The sequence below is a fragment of the Chromohalobacter beijerinckii genome (assembly GCF_023061185.1).
Classification (GTDB): Bacteria; Pseudomonadota; Gammaproteobacteria; order Pseudomonadales; family Halomonadaceae; genus Chromohalobacter; species Chromohalobacter beijerinckii.
In genome coordinates this window covers 56,813-72,260 of the sequence record NZ_JAKGAK010000010.1, presented here as the reverse complement: position 1 = coordinate 72,260, position 15,448 = coordinate 56,813, and the positions used below count along the sequence as shown (strand labels likewise).

Annotated in this window: 14 protein-coding genes; 5 read left to right on the top strand and 9 right to left on the bottom strand. The window is 61.6% G+C overall.

Translation table 11 applies throughout. From position 1 onward, the window contains the following. Window positions 1-137: 137 nt before the first annotated feature. The 6 genes from nrdF to L1075_RS09490 form a co-directional block, all read right to left on the bottom strand. Window positions 138-1,118, bottom strand: coding sequence for a class 1b ribonucleoside-diphosphate reductase subunit beta (gene nrdF / locus L1075_RS09515; protein WP_040240878.1), 981 nt, complete (start codon window positions 1,116-1,118; stop codon window positions 138-140). An 84-nt stretch (window positions 1,119-1,202) separates the two neighbouring features. Further along, window positions 1,203-3,392, bottom strand: coding sequence for a class 1b ribonucleoside-diphosphate reductase subunit alpha (gene nrdE, locus L1075_RS09510; protein ID WP_075368851.1), 2,190 nt, complete (start codon window positions 3,390-3,392; stop codon window positions 1,203-1,205). After that, window positions 3,382-3,786, bottom strand: coding sequence for a class Ib ribonucleoside-diphosphate reductase assembly flavoprotein NrdI (nrdI, locus tag L1075_RS09505; protein ID WP_040240877.1), 405 nt, complete (start codon window positions 3,784-3,786; stop codon window positions 3,382-3,384). Before nrdI ends, nrdE begins: the two co-directional genes overlap by 11 nt. Window positions 3,787-3,801: 15 nt before the next feature. Continuing rightward, on the bottom strand, window positions 3,802-4,026 hold the full coding sequence (nrdH, locus tag L1075_RS09500; RefSeq protein WP_040240876.1) for a glutaredoxin-like protein NrdH: 225 nt from the start codon (window positions 4,024-4,026) through the stop codon (window positions 3,802-3,804). A 301-nt stretch (window positions 4,027-4,327) separates the two neighbouring features. Beyond that, window positions 4,328-5,560 carry a 5-demethoxyubiquinol-8 5-hydroxylase UbiM gene (gene ubiM, locus L1075_RS09495; RefSeq protein WP_246941592.1) on the bottom strand — a complete coding sequence of 411 codons (1,233 nt, stop codon included), beginning with the start codon at window positions 5,558-5,560 and terminating at the stop codon, window positions 4,328-4,330. A gap of 165 nt (window positions 5,561-5,725) precedes the next feature. Continuing rightward, a complete protein-coding gene (locus tag L1075_RS09490; protein WP_075368853.1) occupies window positions 5,726-6,778 on the bottom strand; it encodes a class I fructose-bisphosphate aldolase in 1,053 nt (350 codons plus the stop codon). Window positions 6,779-6,974: 196 nt separating this feature from the next. Here L1075_RS09490 and L1075_RS09485 point away from each other — a divergent pair, with 196 nt between their 5' ends. The 5 genes from L1075_RS09485 (at window position 6,975) to fba (ending at window position 11,668) form a co-directional block, all read left to right on the top strand. Beyond that, complete coding sequence (locus tag L1075_RS09485) at window positions 6,975-7,340, top strand: CidA/LrgA family protein (RefSeq protein WP_075368854.1); 366 nt, start codon at window positions 6,975-6,977, stop codon at window positions 7,338-7,340. Beyond that, window positions 7,333-8,061: an LrgB family protein gene (locus L1075_RS09480; RefSeq protein ID WP_246941590.1), complete on the top strand. Its 729-nt coding sequence runs from the start codon at window positions 7,333-7,335 to the stop codon at window positions 8,059-8,061. The genes L1075_RS09485 and L1075_RS09480 overlap by 8 nt, the downstream gene beginning before the upstream one ends. Window positions 8,062-8,200: 139 nt before the next feature. Next, window positions 8,201-9,292 carry a type I glyceraldehyde-3-phosphate dehydrogenase gene (locus tag L1075_RS09475; RefSeq protein WP_246941588.1) on the top strand — a complete coding sequence of 364 codons (1,092 nt, stop codon included), beginning with the start codon at window positions 8,201-8,203 and terminating at the stop codon, window positions 9,290-9,292. Window positions 9,293-9,303: 11 nt separating this feature from the next. After that, window positions 9,304-10,467 (top strand): phosphoglycerate kinase, encoded by a 1,164-nt coding sequence (locus L1075_RS09470; RefSeq protein ID WP_246941586.1) that lies wholly within the window; start codon window positions 9,304-9,306, stop codon window positions 10,465-10,467. A gap of 136 nt (window positions 10,468-10,603) precedes the next feature. Beyond that, window positions 10,604-11,668, top strand: coding sequence for a class II fructose-bisphosphate aldolase (gene fba, locus L1075_RS09465; RefSeq protein ID WP_246894802.1), 1,065 nt, complete (start codon window positions 10,604-10,606; stop codon window positions 11,666-11,668). A 64-nt stretch (window positions 11,669-11,732) separates the two neighbouring features. On the opposite strand, the gene L1075_RS09460 is transcribed toward fba, so the two are convergent. From L1075_RS09460 to L1075_RS09450, 3 genes are read right to left on the bottom strand one after another with little or no spacing between them, the layout of a single operon-like run. Next, on the bottom strand, window positions 11,733-12,683 hold the full coding sequence (locus L1075_RS09460; protein WP_246941585.1) for a D-ribose ABC transporter substrate-binding protein: 951 nt from the start codon (window positions 12,681-12,683) through the stop codon (window positions 11,733-11,735). Window positions 12,684-12,707: 24 nt separating this feature from the next. After that, on the bottom strand, window positions 12,708-13,859 hold the full coding sequence (locus tag L1075_RS09455; RefSeq protein WP_246941583.1) for an ABC transporter permease: 1,152 nt from the start codon (window positions 13,857-13,859) through the stop codon (window positions 12,708-12,710). Window positions 13,860-13,886: 27 nt separating this feature from the next. Then, window positions 13,887-15,434 (bottom strand): sugar ABC transporter ATP-binding protein, encoded by a 1,548-nt coding sequence (locus L1075_RS09450; protein WP_246941581.1) that lies wholly within the window; start codon window positions 15,432-15,434, stop codon window positions 13,887-13,889. Window positions 15,435-15,448 lie beyond the last annotated feature (14 nt).

The following is a 15,448-nucleotide window of genomic DNA, read 5'->3' as shown; positions in this document are numbered from 1 at the left end:
GAAGCAGAAGACATATGCACGCCCGGGCGCCCCGACACGAGCCAGTGCCGGGCGCCCAGGAGATGCCGACCGATCAGTGCGACAGCAAACGTTGTCAGTGCGACAGCAAACGTTGATAGGAGCGTACTGAGAGCGACCTAGAACGCCCAGTCTTCGTCCTCGGTGCGCTCCGAACGCCCGATGACGTAGGAAGAGCCGGAGCCGGAGAAGAAGTCGTGGTTTTCCTCCGCTCCCGGCGAGAGCGCGGCCAGGATCGCGGGATTGACCGCTTCAGTGGCACCGGGGAACAGCGGCTCGTAGCCCAGATTCATCAACGCCTTGTTGGCGTTGTAATGCAAGAACGCCTTGACCTCTTCGGTCAGCCCCACGTCGTCGTAGAGCGACTCTGTGTACTGCACCTCGTTGTCGTAGAGCTCGAGCAGCAGATCGAAGGTGGCGTCCTTGATCTCTTGCTGGCGCTCGGCGCTTTCCTTGGCCAGCGCCTGCTGGAACTTGTAACCGATGTAGTAGCCGTGAACCGCCTCGTCGCGAATGATCAGGCGAATCAGATCGGCGGTGTTGGTCAGCTTGCCACGACTGGCCCAGTACATCGGCAGATAGAAGCCGGAGTAGAACAAGAACGACTCGAGGAAGACGCTGGCGACCTTGCGCATCAGCGGGTCGTCCATGCGGTAACGGTTGAGAATCAGCTCGGCCTTGTTCTGCAGGTGCGGATTCTCTTCGCTCCAGCGGTAGGCGTCGTCGACATCACGCGTCGCGCACAGCGTCGAGAAGATCGAGCTGTAGGAGCGCGCATGCACCGACTCCATGAAGCTGATGTTGGTGAACACCGCTTCCTCATGGGGCGTCACGGCATCCTCGATCAGCGCCGGCGCGCCGATGGTGCCCTGAATGGTGTCGAGCAGCGTGAGACCCGTGAAGACGCGAATGGTCAGCGTCTGCTCCTGCTCGGTCAACGTGTTCCACGCGCTCACGTCGTTGGACAGCGGCACCTTCTCGGGCAGCCAGAAGTTGGCAGTGAGTCGATTCCAGACCTCGAGGTCCTTGTCGTCCTGGAGGCGGTTCCAGTTGATGGCATCGACACGCGTCAGATGACGCGGTGCGGCGGTAGCGGTCATGACGATTCTCTCAATTCCAGTGGTGCGCGGGCACGGTCACCCGCGCACCGGTAATCTCGATGGAGTGGTCGCGTGGGCGACAGCTTACAGGGTGCAAGACACGCAGCCTTCGACTTCCGTGCCTTCCAGCGCGGCCTGACGCAGACGCACGTAGTACAGCGTCTTGATACCCTGGCGCCAGGCGTAAATCTGCGCCCGGTTGATATCGCGCGTGGTCGCGGTATCGCGGAAGAACAGCGTCAACGACAGGCCCTGATCGACGTGCTGCGTGGCCTCGGCATAGGTGTCGATGATCTTCTCGGGACCGATCTCGTAGGCGTCCTGGTAGTATTCCTGGTTGTCGTCGTTGAGATACGGCGCCGGGTAATAGACGCGCCCCAACTTGCCTTCCTTGCGGATCTCGATCTTCGACACCACCGGGTGAATGCTCGACGTCGAATGGTTGATATAGGAAATCGAACCGGTCGGCGGCACCGCCTGGAGGTTACGGTTGAAGAGCCCATGCGCCATGACCGACGCCTTGAGCGCACGCCAATCGTCCTGGGTCGGCACATGGATGCCGGCCTTGTCGAACAGCTCGCGAACACGCGCGGTACGCGGGCCCCACGCTTGTTCGGTGTACTTATCGAAATACACGCCGCTGGCATAGTCCGAGTCCGCAAAGCCGGCGAACGCCACGCCACGCTCGATCGCCAACTGATTGGAAGCGCGCAGCGCGTGATAGGTCACGGTGTAGAAATACAGGTTGGTGAAGTCCAACCCTTCTTCGCTGCCGTAATGAATATGCTCACGGGCCAGATAGCCATGCAGGTTCATCTGTCCCAAGCCGATGGCATGCGAATGCTTGTTGGCCTCGGAAATCGACGGCACCGAGCGGATATCGCTCATCTCGGAGACTGCCGTCAGCCCGCGAATCGCGGTTTCGACCGTAGCGCCGAAGTCCGAAGAGTCCATGGTCCTGGCGATGTTCAGCGAGCCGAGATTGCAGGAAATGTCCTCGCCGATACGCTCATAGCCCAGATCCGCATCGTAATCGGACGGCGTATTGACCTGCAGGATCTCCGAGCACAGGTTGCTCATGTTGATGCGGCCGGCAATCGGATTGGCGCGATTCACCGTGTCCTCGAACATCACATACGGATAGCCCGACTCGAACTGGACCTCGGCCAGCGTCTGGAACAGCTCGCGCGCGTTGATCTTGGTCTTGCGAATACGCGCGTCATCGACCATCTCGTCGTACTTCTCGGTAACGCTGATGTCGCCGAACGGCTTGCCGTAGACGTTCTCCACATCATAGGGCGAGAACAGATACATCTGCTCATTGCGCCGAGCCAGTTCGAAGGTGATGTCGGGAATCACCACGCCCAGCGACAGCGTCTTGATGCGGATCTTCTCGTCGGCGTTTTCGCGCTTGGTGTCGAGGAAACGCAAGATGTCCGGATGATGCGCGTTGAGATACACCGCGCCGGCGCCCTGGCGTGCGCCCAACTGGTTGGCGTAGGAGAAGGCGTCTTCGAGCATCTTCATGATCGGAATGATGCCCGAGGACTGGTTCTCGATATGCTTGATCGGTGCGCCCGCTTCGCGGATGTTACTGAGCAGGAACGCTACGCCGCCGCCCCGCTTGGAAAGCTGCAACGCCGAATTGATGGAGCGCCCGATGGACTCCATGTTGTCCTCGATGCGCAACAAAAAGCACGAGACCAGCTCGCCGCGCTGCTTCTTGCCGCAATTGAGAAACGTCGGCGTGGCCGGCTGGAAGCGTCCATGGATGATTTCATCCATCAACTGCCGAGCCACCGTCTCGTCACCCTGCGCCAAGGTCAGCGCGACCATGCACACACGGTCCTCGAAACGCTCTAGGTAACGGCGCCCGTCGAAGGTCTTGAGCGTATAACTGGTGTAGTACTTGAACGCGCCGAGAAAGCTTTGAAAGCGGAACTTCACGGCATAGGCGCGCTCGAACAGCGACTTGATGAAGGCGAAGTCGTACTGGTCGAGCACCTCCTTCTCGTAATAGTTCTCCGCGACCAGATACTCGAGCTTTTCCGCCAGTGAATGGAAGAAAACCGTATTCTGGTTGACGTGCTGCAGGAAGTACTGACGCGACGCCTCACGGTCCGCCTGCAGTTGCAGGCGCCCCTCGTTATCGTAGAGGTTGAGCATCGCGTTGAGGGCGTGATAGTCCAGCGTCTGCGTCGTGCGACTCAGCTCGACGGACGACGTGTTCAAGGACGATGTATTCTCGGTGGTTTCCACGGTGTCATCCAGCATCTGTCATCTCCGTCGCCAGGCAGCCATGCACCTTGGCGACATCTTCAGGCGTTCCCATCAATTCGAAGCGGTGCAGCAACGGCACCTGGCACTTGTGCGCTACCACGCGACCGGCCAAGCCGAAGGCGGCACCGAAGTTGGTATTGCCGCCGGCCACCACGCCCTCGATCAAGGCCCGGTTGTGGGGATCGTTCAAGAACCGGATCACCGGCCCCGGTACCGCCGTACGTGGATCGCCATCGCCATACGTCGGCAAGATCAAGATATAGGGGCGTTCCACGCGCAGCGGGGCTTCGTTGCGGCTACGCGGGATGCGCTGGGCCGGCACGTCGAGCTTTTCGACGAAGCGCCGCGTATTGCCCGATTGCGTGGAAAAGTACACTACATCGCGCATGCTGCCCCCTTCCCCTCACGCGAGTTGGCGAATCAACTCGGGACGAAAACCTGACCAATGCTGCGATTCCGCTGCCACGACCACCGGCAACTGGCGATAGCCCAGCGATTCGACGGTCCGTACCGCCTCGGGATCCGTACTGATATCCACCACCGTGTAGTCGATGCCCTGCTTGTCGAGGGCGCGATAGGTGGCGTGGCACTGCATGCAATCCGGCTTGCTGTAAATCTTAATGCTCATGAGAATGATAAGCCTTTGTTTTCGCAACGAAGCGAGGTAAGACGAAAAATAATCTATCGAGGATGACGCGATGCCGCATCAGGCACCGCATCTCAATACACCACATATGGTAGTACAAAACTGGACGTGGTGTATATCTGGTAAGAAATGAAGAAACGTAACTAGCGGGATATCGACAAAGAAGACGAAGGAAGACACGACGGAGTTGGACGAAGAAGCGGAGTCTACACGAGATGAACTAGCATTTTGAGGCCATTTTCAACGCTGTATTGCCGAGTACCGTCCTTGGATAAACACCCTTTCAGCGACGCACGGGCGACTTGGCCAGATAGCCTTCCATCAGCCACTGAAGCGGCGCGGCCTGGCGCGCGGCCCCCAAGGCCAAATGGCGCACGAGACGTGCTGGCGGCCGCGTATCGCTGTACAACGCCACCAGAGCACGCGAGGCATGCCACAGCGGCACGATCGCGCGCTGGTGGTGACGCGCATAGCTCGCCAGGCCCGCCGCTGCGCCGACGTCTGCCGTCGTCCCGGCGTGACTCGTCAGCGCCTCGACCAGGCGACGTACGCTGGCCAATCCCACATTGAAGCCATGTGCCGTGACGGGATGCAGGCCCAGCGCCGCGTCACCCACCAGGGCCACGCGATCGGCCACCAGGCGGTCGGCGTGGCTGACCGTGAGCGGATAATCGTGCAGCGCATCGAGGCACGTCATCTCGCCCACACTGCCTTGATACAGCCGCGTCGCCTCCGCCGCGAATGCGTCCGACGACAACGCCTTGAACCGCTCGGCGTCGCGCGACGGTAGCGTCATCACCAACGACGCGGTGTTTCCTGCCAACGGCAGCAATGCCAGGCCACGCTCGCCGTGAAACCACGACCACGTCGTCTGCCGGTGGGGACGCGAATGCGCCATGCGGCGCACCAGCAGACGCTGGCCGGTATCATGAATCTGCGCAGAGAGTCCCGCCAGTCGGCGCGTCGCCGACAAACGACCATCGGCGGCCACCACTAAACGCGCGGGAATTTGCGCCTGATCGTCGAGCAATACACTACGCCAGCCAGGGCCGGCGCCCAATGCACTCACCCGGCGCCCGGTGACGAGCTCGATACGCTCGACGCCCTGCACCGCCTCGAACGCGGCTTGCCGGATGACCTGATTGGCGACGAGTTGGCCAATACTGTCTTGGCCCTCTCTCCCTTGGCCCTTTCCTCGTGCACTGGCCAGGATCATGCCCCTCGGGCTGGCGCCATTATAAAGATGCGCCTCGCGAATCGGTGCCATCTGCTCTTCGGGGATGTCGATGCCCGCCGCCGCCAGTTGCTCGCGCGAGACATGGGTCAGGGCGATCTCACGTCCGTCGTCGTCAGGCGAAGCCAACGCCGTGTACGGCGCGGCATCGATCAACGTCACCGACAAATCCAGCGCCGCCAGCTCCAATGCCAGGCACAGCCCGACCGGCCCCGCACCGACGATCACGACATCTTTGATAGCGATATCCTTAAGCGCGACATCTCTGGCAGGTTGCGACATGCACCCTCCGCATCGAATGAGCGTACCCAGACTAGGCACGCCACCATCATAATCGGCACGACACTCGCGTGGCACAAGCGTGACAATGGGTCGCTATGTACGAAAAGTCGGAATGACGACCCGGCAAGACCGGGTCGTCATTCAGTGTCACTAGATCGTCTGGGGTCAGGCGAGGGTGACCTCGGAGGAGAGATAGACGTCCTGAATGGCGTTGAGCAATTCGACGCCTTCGTTCATGGGCTTCTGGAACGCCTTGCGTCCGGAAATCAGGCCCATGCCGCCAGCGCGCTTGTTGATCACCGCCGTGCGCACGGCCTCACCGAGGTCGGAATGGCCCTTGGAGCCACCACCGGAATTGATCAGCCCGGCGCGCCCCATGAAGCAGTTCGCCACCTGATAGCGAGCCAGGTCCACGGGGTTGTCGCTGGTCAGCTCGTCGTAGACCTTATCGTGGGTATGTCCGAAACCGACGGCACGATAGCCACCATTGTTCTCCGGGAGCTTCTGCTTGACGATGTCCGCCTTGAGCGTCGCCGCCATGTGGATTGCCTGGCCGGTCAAATCCGAGGCAACGTGATAATCCGTGCCCTCGTGCTTGAATGCCGGATTGCGCAGATAGGACCACAACACGGTGACCATGCCCAGTTCATGCGCACGTTCGAAGGCCTCGCTGATTTCCTGAATCTGGCGCCGGCTCTCGGGCGAGCCGAAGTAGATGGTTGCGCCCACCGCCACGCAGCCCATGTCGTGCGCCTGCTCGACCTGGGCGAACAGCGTCTGGTCGTAGATCGCCGGATAGGTCAGCGTCTCGTTGTGATTGAGCTTGAGCATGAAGGGGATCTTGTGCGCATAACGGCGCGCCACCGAGGACAGCACGCCCAGCGTCGAGGCCACGCCGTTGCAGCCCCCCTCGATAGCCAACTCGACGATGTTCTTGGGATCGAAGTAACGCGGATTGGGCGCGAACGATGCCCCGGCAGAGTGCTCGATGCCCTGATCGACCGGCAGGAAGCTCAGATAGCCAGTTCCCGCCAAGCGGCCATGGTTGAACAGCGTCTGCATGTTGCGCAGCACGTGCGGGCTGCGGTCGTTTTCCGACATCACCCGATCGATGAAATCCGGCCCCGGCAGGTATAAATCTTCCTTGCGAAACGTCTGGCATTGATGCTCCAGCAGTGTTTCCGCCTCAGCCCCCAAGAGCCTTGCGATATCGGTCATGTAGCTTCCTCCCTGTCATCCAAGCCTGGCTATACGCACGGCGTGGCAGCCGACGTCGATCGTCAGGCTGGCACATGCTTGTGGAGCATAGCAATTCACGCTCGCCACGTAAGCGTCAATGTCGCGTCCGGCATTCGCCACGTGCTCTGGTATGATGCGCATCAATCTCCGGCACACTCATGCAAGGGCCATCCGCATGCTGTCCATCCTACGGGGTTTTCTGATCCTGACGGCGTTTTTGATGCTTGGCGACATCACCGTCGAGCTATTCGCACTCCCGATCTCCAGCGGGGTAGCCGGTATGTTATTGCTCACTTTCTGGCTGCTGCTACGCCGCCGCTTGAGCCACGACCTCGGCGCCGCCAGCCAACCGCTGATCGGGATGCTGGCGCTGCTCATCATGCCCGGCGTCGTCGGCATCTTCTTCCAGGCCGACGAGTTCAGCGGCCAATGGCTGACCATCTTCATCGCTCTGATCCTGGGCACGCTGCTCAGCTCGTTAACCACGCTGTGGCTGATGCAACGTCTGGTTGCCACGCCCCGGGAGCGACCGCATGAGTGAGCTTTTACTCCGCCTGGAAAGCCTGGCCCACACGCTCCCGCAACGCCCCGAAACCGCCATCGTGCTCACCCTGGCGGCCTATTTCGCAGGCCTGAGACTTTTTAGCTGGCTGCGCTCGCCCGCCTGGTGTCCCCCCATTCTGCTCGCCGCCTGCCTGCTGGCCGGCTTGCTGGCACTTTTGCCACTCGGCTACACCGAGTACCGCCGTGGCGTCGGCTGGCTGACCTGGCTGCTGGGCCCCGCTACCGTGGCGCTGGGCGTGCCGCTCTACCAGCAGGTGCATCACATTCGAACACTGTGGAAGCCGATCGTGCTGACCTTGCCACCCGCCGCCATGCTCGCGGCCGGTTACGCGGTGGGCATCGCCTGGCTACTGGATGCAACGCCGACGGTGCTGGCCTCGCTGGCGCCCAAGTCGGTGACCGCCCCCATCGCCATGGGCATCGTCGAGGAGTTGCAAGGCTCGGTCCCGCTGTTGATGGGCGCCTTGCTGATCACCGGGGTGATGGCCACGCTCAGCATCACCCTGCTGGCGCGCTGGGGAAACATCCATGACCCGCGCGTCATCGGCTTCGCGTTGGGCGTCAACGGCCATGCCATCGGCACCGTGCGTGCCTTCGACATCGGCCCCACCGCCGGCGCCTTCGCCTCGCTGGGCATGAGCCTGACCGGCGTATTCACTGCGCTATGGCTGCCATTGATGTGGCATTTCGTGGGGTAGGCTCTCGCCTGCGGTGGCATGGATCACCTCGCTGAATCGTGTCATGTCATGCCGACGTCACGCGGTCTTGGGCAAGCGGGGCGTAACTGCGCTAACATCGGCGCTTCACTGTCGAAGCGGGGCTCCCGAGCGTCTGTCCATGTCCTATCGCATCGCCATCAATGGTTACGGCCGCATCGGCCAATGTGTCCTGCGAGCCCTCATCGAGCGCCATGCGACGGACTTGGTCGTCGTGGCCATCAACGAGCTTTCCGATCTCGATACCATCGCCTATCTGACGCGCTACGACACCACCCATGGGCGCTTTCCCGGCCAGGTGGAAACCCGCGACGGCGCGCTGATCATCGACGGTCACGCCATCCGCGTGCTCTCCGAGCCCGACCCCTCGCGCCTGCCCTGGGCGGAGCTTGGCATCGACCTGGTGCTCGAATGCTCGGGCAGCTTCAAGGACCGCGCCACCGCCGAGCGACATATCGCCGCCGGCGCTCAACGGCTACTGTTCTCGCAGCCCGCAGAAGCCGATGTCGACGCCACCATCGTGCATGGCATCAACGACGCCGAGCTGCGCCCCGAGATGCGCGTCGTCTCAGCCGCGTCCTGCACCACCAACTGTCTGGTGCCGCTGTTGACGGTTATCGACGAGGCGCTGGGGCTGGAGCATGGCGTGACCACGACCATTCATTCGGCGATGAACGACCAACCGGTGATCGACGCCTATCACAAGACCGACCTGCGCCTGACGCGCTCGGCCATGCATTCGATCATCCCCGTGGATACCGGGCTGGCACGCGGCATCGAGCGCCTCATGCCGCATCTGGCCGGGCGCTTCGAGTGCCTGCACGTGCGGGTGCCGACCATCAACGTCTCGGCCATGGACATGGCGCTTTCGGTGCGCGAGGCCACCACGGCCGAGCAGGTCAACGCGCTGTTGCAAGCCGCCTGCCAAGAAAGGCTCTACGGTTTGCTCGGCTATACCCAAGAGCCGGTGACGTCGGTCGACTTCAACCACGATCCGCGCTCGGGTATCGTGGACGCCACCCAGACCCGCGTGGCCGGCAGCCATCTGATCAAGATGCTGTGCTGGTTCGACAACGAGTGGGGCTTCGCCAACCGCATGCTCGACGTGGCAACGCACTGGCTGGCGCTTGCCGCCCAGCCCGCTCCCGCCACACCGACGCGCGCCGCACCCTCGACATCGTCGTTGTCGTCTGACATCCCTTCACCCAAGTGAGGAACACGCCCATGAACGTGCGCAAGATGACCGATCTGGATCTCGCCGGAAAACGTGTACTGATTCGTGAAGACCTCAACGTCCCCATCAAGGGCGACCAAGTCACCAGCGACGCGCGCCTGCGCGCCTGCCTGCCAACCATCCAGGCTGCGCTCGACGCCGGCGCTCGGGTGATGCTGATGAGCCACCTGGGCCGTCCCACCGAAGGCGAGCCCGCCGACGAGTTCTCGCTCGGCCCGGTGGCGACACACCTCGGCAAGCTGCTGGGACGCGAGGTACGCCTGGAAAAGGACTATCTCGACGGCAGCGTCGAGATCGCAGACGGCGAGATCGTGCTGCTCGAGAACGTGCGCTACAACAAGGGCGAGAAGAAGGACGACGAGGCGTTGGCCAAGACCTACGCCGCACTCTGCGACGTCTATGTGATGGATGCCTTCGGCACCGCACACCGTGCGCAGGCCTCGACCCACGGCGTGGCCCGCTACGCACCCACCGCTTGCGCAGGCCCCCTGTTGGCGGGCGAGCTCGACGCCCTAGAAAAGGCGCTGGCCACGCCGGCACGCCCGATGCTGGCCATCGTCGGCGGCTCCAAGGTGTCCACCAAGCTCGACGTGCTCACCGCACTGTCCGAAAAGTGCGACCAGTTGATCGTCGGCGGCGGCATCGCCAACACCTTCATCGCCGCAGCAGGTTACAACGTCGGCAAGTCGCTGCATGAAGCGGACCTGGTCGATCAGGCCAAGGCCATCATGGCCAAGGTCGAGATTCCGCTGCCTTCCGACGTGGTGGTCGCCACCGAATTCTCAGAGCAGGCCGAGGCCACGGTGAAGCCGGTCGACCAGGTCGGTGACGACGAGATGATCCTCGACATCGGCCCGGATACCGCCCAGCGCTTCGCCGAACTGCTCGAAAACGCCGGCACCATCCTGTGGAATGGCCCCGTCGGCGTGTTCGAGATCGACCAGTTCGGTAAAGGCACCGAGACGCTCTCGCGCGCCATCGCCGCCAGCTCGGCGTTCTCCATCGCCGGTGGTGGCGATACCCTGGCGGCCATCGACAAGTACGGCGTCGCCGACGACGTCTCCTACATCTCCACCGGCGGCGGCGCCTTCCTCGAATATGTGGAAGGCAAGCAGCTGCCTGCCGTAGCGGCTCTCGAAGCCGCCTCTCGGTAACCCGGCTCACTACGCCACGACTTACAACTACTTACAACTACTACTCAAGCCACTACTTAAAACGACCACTCAAACCACTACGTCACGATCGGCGGCCTGCGGGCCGCCTTGTACTTCTAGAGGAATCACACTCCCCATGGCTCTGATCAGCCTGCGTCAACTGCTCGACCACGCCGCCGAACACGCTTACGGCGTTCCCGCGTTCAACGTCAACAACCTGGAACAGATGCGCGCCATCATGGAAGCCGCCGACCGCACCGACTCACCGGTGATCGTGCAGGCCTCCGCGGGCGCTCGCAAATACGCCGGCGCGCCCTTCCTGCGTCACTTGATCCAAGCCGCCGTGGAAGAATTTCCGCATATCCCGGTGGTCATGCACCAGGACCATGGCACCAGCCCCGGCGTGTGCCAGCGCTCCATCCAGCTCGGCTTCTCGTCGGTGATGATGGACGGCTCGCTCAAGGAAGACGGCAAGACCCCTGCCGACTACGCCTATAACGTCGACGTCACCCGTCGCGCGGTGGAAATGGCGCACGCCTGTGGCGTCTCGGTGGAAGGCGAGCTGGGTTGCCTGGGCTCGCTGGAAACCGGCCAGGCCGGCGAGGAAGACGGCGTCGGCGCCGAAGGCACGCTGGATCACAGCCAGCTGCTGACCGACCCGGAAGAGGCCGCGCAGTTCGTCGCCGCCACCCAGGTCGACGCCCTGGCCATCGCCATCGGCACCAGCCACGGCGCCTACAAGTTCACGCGGCCGCCGACCGGCGACATCCTCTCCATCCAACGCATCAAGGAAATTCACGACCGCATCCCCGACACGCACCTGGTGATGCACGGCTCAAGCTCGGTACCGCAGGAATGGCTGGAGACCATCAACGCGCACGGCGGCGAAATTCCCGAGACCTATGGCGTCCCGGTCGAGGAAATCGTCGAAGGTATCAAGCACGGCGTGCGCAAGGTCAACATCGACACCGACCTGCGCTTGGCGTCCACCGGCGCGGTACGTCGCTTCCTGGCCGAAAATCCCAGCGAATTCGATCCGCGCAAGTTCCTCAAGGAAAGCGTCACCGCCATGCGCGATGTGTGCATCGCACGCTTCGAAGCCTTCGGCACCGCCGGCCAGGCCAGCAAGATCGCCCCGCTCGACCTCGAGCGCATGTTCGAACGCTACGCACGTGGCGAGTTGAAGCCGCAGGTCTCGTAAGACCTATCGAGACCGGGAGTGACTTGAGAGCGCCACTGGCGCTCTCAAGCGATTCAAGGAAGGATTACTGCTTAAGCACGAACGGGTCGGTGTATTGATCGGCGTTGTCCGCGGTGATGAGGAAGCAGTCGAAGAGCTTCTTCTCGCCGTCGATGCCGGTATCACCGTTCTTGATGTATTTATCCGCCATACGCACCGCCATTTCAGAGAAGATGGCCACCGGCTGCAGCACGGTATATTCCATCTCACCGGCTTTTACCGCCTCGACCGCGTCGGGCGAACCATCGAAGCCCCCCACGACGACATCGTCGAGCTTACCGGCCTCCTTCAAGGCTGAGATCGCGCCCAGCGCCATCTCGTCGTTACCGCTGATCACGCCATCGATGTCGGGGTTGGCCTGCAACATGCTCTGCGTCTTATTGAAGCCCTGGGTTCTATCCCAGTTGGCGACATCGACGCCGACCCGCTCGAGGCCAGGATATTGGCTGAGCACGGTTTCGTAACCGTTGGAACGGGTGGCAGCGTTGTTATCCGAGGGCGCACCCTTGAGTTCCACGTAGCTTGCCGAATCGCCGACACTCTTGATCCACTGCTGGGCGCCCAGCGCCGCACCCTGAGCGTTGTTCGACACCAGCTGTGCCTGGGCTAACCCCTGCTCGTTGATTTCGGCATTGATGATAAATACCGGGATGTCCGCTTCGACGGCCTTGCGCACCGCGCCAATGGAGCCGTCGGCATTGGCCGGATCGAGAATGATCGCCTCGACACCATTGGTGATGGCCGTATCGATCTGGTTGCTTTCCTTATTGGTGTCCCCCTTGTGAGAGCTCACCTCGGCGCGATAGCCCAGATCTTCGGCGGTTTCCTCGGCGATCTTGCCTTCCGTGAACCAGTAGGGATTGGAGGTATCGTTGACGATAATGGAGATACGTCCTTCGTCCTGGGCCGCGACCCCACTCGCGAAGAGCGGCGTGCTCACGGCCAGTGCAGCTATCAGCAGGCGTTTTCCTTTCATGAACATAATCGACCACCTTTACTCTTATGATTGTGTACCGGCTTTACCGGCAGTACTTCCCGAGGCCGGCGAGCGCTCAGTGGCGCTATCCGGTTGCGGCGAAGTCGTCTCGCCATCGGAAGAGGCTTTCTGCTTCTTCCGACCGCTGTATTGAATGCTGTTGAGCAAGACCGCCAGAATGATGACGGCCCCGGTGAACACGGTCTGCCAGTACGACGAGACCCCGATGATCACCAGTCCGTCGGAGAGAAACCCGATCACGAAGGCGCCCAGCAGAGTGCCGCGCACGTTGCCGCGGCCACCGGTGAGTGCCGCACCGCCGATGACGACACCGGCAATCGCGGTCAATTCATAGGTCGTCCCGGCGGTCGGCCCCGCCGAGGTCAGCTGCGAGGAAAGCACCAGCCCAGCGATGGCCGCGCAGATGCCCGAAAGCACATACACCAGCACTTGCACGCGCTTGACCGGCACTCCCGAAAGTTCTGCAGCACGGGCGTTACCGCCAGTGGAATACACCCAACGACCGAACGGCGTGCGCGCCAGCAGTAGAATGCAAGCGATCGCCACGGCTGCCAGGATCAGGACACCGACCGGAATCCCGAACAATCGGTTGAAGCCCAACCAGTCGAAACCGGTATTGCCCAGCTCCGGACCCCCACCTAGATTGTTATAGGTCAGACCATCGGTCATCAGCAGGGCGACGCCCCTTGCCACGTACAAGAGCCCCAGAGTCGCCACGAATGCGGGCACCTTGAAGTACGCGATGAGAACGCCATTGATCGCCCCGACTAGAGCGCCTAACCCACACGTCAGAATGACCACGACCCAGACAGGGGGGTAGAACACGACACCCAGTATTTCGAAGGACACGCCTTGCATCAGAAAGCCGGCGAAGACACCCGCCAGACCAAGCGTCGAGCCCACGGAAAGATCGATCCCACCTGTCAGGATGACCAGCAACATCCCGAGCGACAGTAGCCCGAAGATGGCGACGTGAGACGACATGGTCAGGAAATTACTGGTCGAGAAATAGACAGGGGAAAGAAGCGAGAAAATGACGATGATCGCGATCAAGGCGAAGAATGCACGCCCCTCCAGAAGAATACGCTTTATATCGAAATCGCCGCCGAATAGTTTGCCCCGTCCATTGCCGTTATCTTGGCTGACATCAGACATTGTGATTATCTCCGCTTTACAAGTGGATCAAGCGACCACGGCCTCGCCCGAGGCAGCCATAATCTCTTCTTTGTTGGCATCGGCACCGAATTCGGCCGCAATCCGGCCACGACTCATGACGACGACACGATGGGCAATACTCAGGCATTCGCCGACTTCCGACGTCGAGAACACCACGGCCAAGCCCTGTTGCGCCGCGCCCTCGCTGAGCAGCCTGAAGACCTCGGCCTTGGCGCCGATATCGATCCCTCGGCTGGGTTCGTCGAGCAGCACGACCCGGGGATGCGTCGCCATCATCTTGCCGATCACGACCTTCTGCTGATTACCGCCGGATAACGAACCGATGGAGGCAGCGGCACCGTCGGTCTTGATGTGGACATTGCTGATCGATTCCCGCACTACACCGTGCTCACGCTCACGTGATGTCAGCAGTCCCTTGGTAAAGGCACCGATGCTGGCAAGCGACAGGTTCTCGCCCACCGACATCGTCTGCACGAGGCCATCACGCTGGCGGTCTTCGGGCACCAGCACCAAGCCTTTTTCGATACGCTCCGCGATGCTCAGCCGCGAGATGTCCTCGCCATGCAGTAAAACCCGGCCCGCGTCCATGTCGCCGCGTCCCGCCACGCTTTCGAGCAGTTCCGTGCGACCCGCCCCCATCAACCCATAGATGCAGACGATCTCGCCGGACCGCACGCTCAAAGACACGTTATCGACCACCGCTCTCCCGGGTACCGAAGCATCCGCGACAGTGACGCCCTCGATCGACAGCACGGCATCCCCCATCGCATAGCCCGTCGGTGGGGAACCGAGATCGAAGTTTTCCCCCACCATGTTGCGTACGATCCACTCGAGATCGATCTCCTGACGCGCGGCATAGGCCGTCATCCGACCATCGCGCAATACCACGGCATGGTCGGTAATGGTCAGGGCTTCCTCGAGATGGTGGGAGATATAGACGAGCGAGACGCCGCGGCTTTTCAGGTCACGAATCACGCGAAACAGTACCTCGACTTCCGAAGCGCTCAGTGCCGAGGTCGGCTCATCCATGATCAGAATGCGCGAATTGACGGATAGCGCACGGGCAATCTCGACGATCTGTTGCTGCCCGAGACGTAGATCTTCCACAGGCGTGAGTGGATCGATGGGCTCATCCAGCTCTTCCATGAGTTGGCGCGTTTGACGCGCTTCCTCCGCGTAATCGACACCACCCTTGCCGACGATTTCACGCCCCATGAAGACGTTATCGCGGACGCTCAAATTGGGCGCAAGGCTAAGCTCTTGGTGAATGATCGATATTCCCTGGCGCTGCGCCTCCGTGGTCGAGGAGAAGCGAACCGGCTCGCCTTCGAGGACGATCTCCCCCGAGGATGGCTGCATGACCCCCGAGAGAATTTTCATCAGCGTCGATTTTCCCGCGCCATTCTCGCCGAAAAGAGTCGTCACTTGCCCGTAGTGGACATCGAAATTGACGGCCTTCAAGGCATGAACATTACCGAATGACTTGGCGATATTGCGCGCCGACAGAATCACCTTGCCCAGCGCCCCTTCTTGACTGGTTGCATGTTCGTTCATCGCATCAAGCCTCC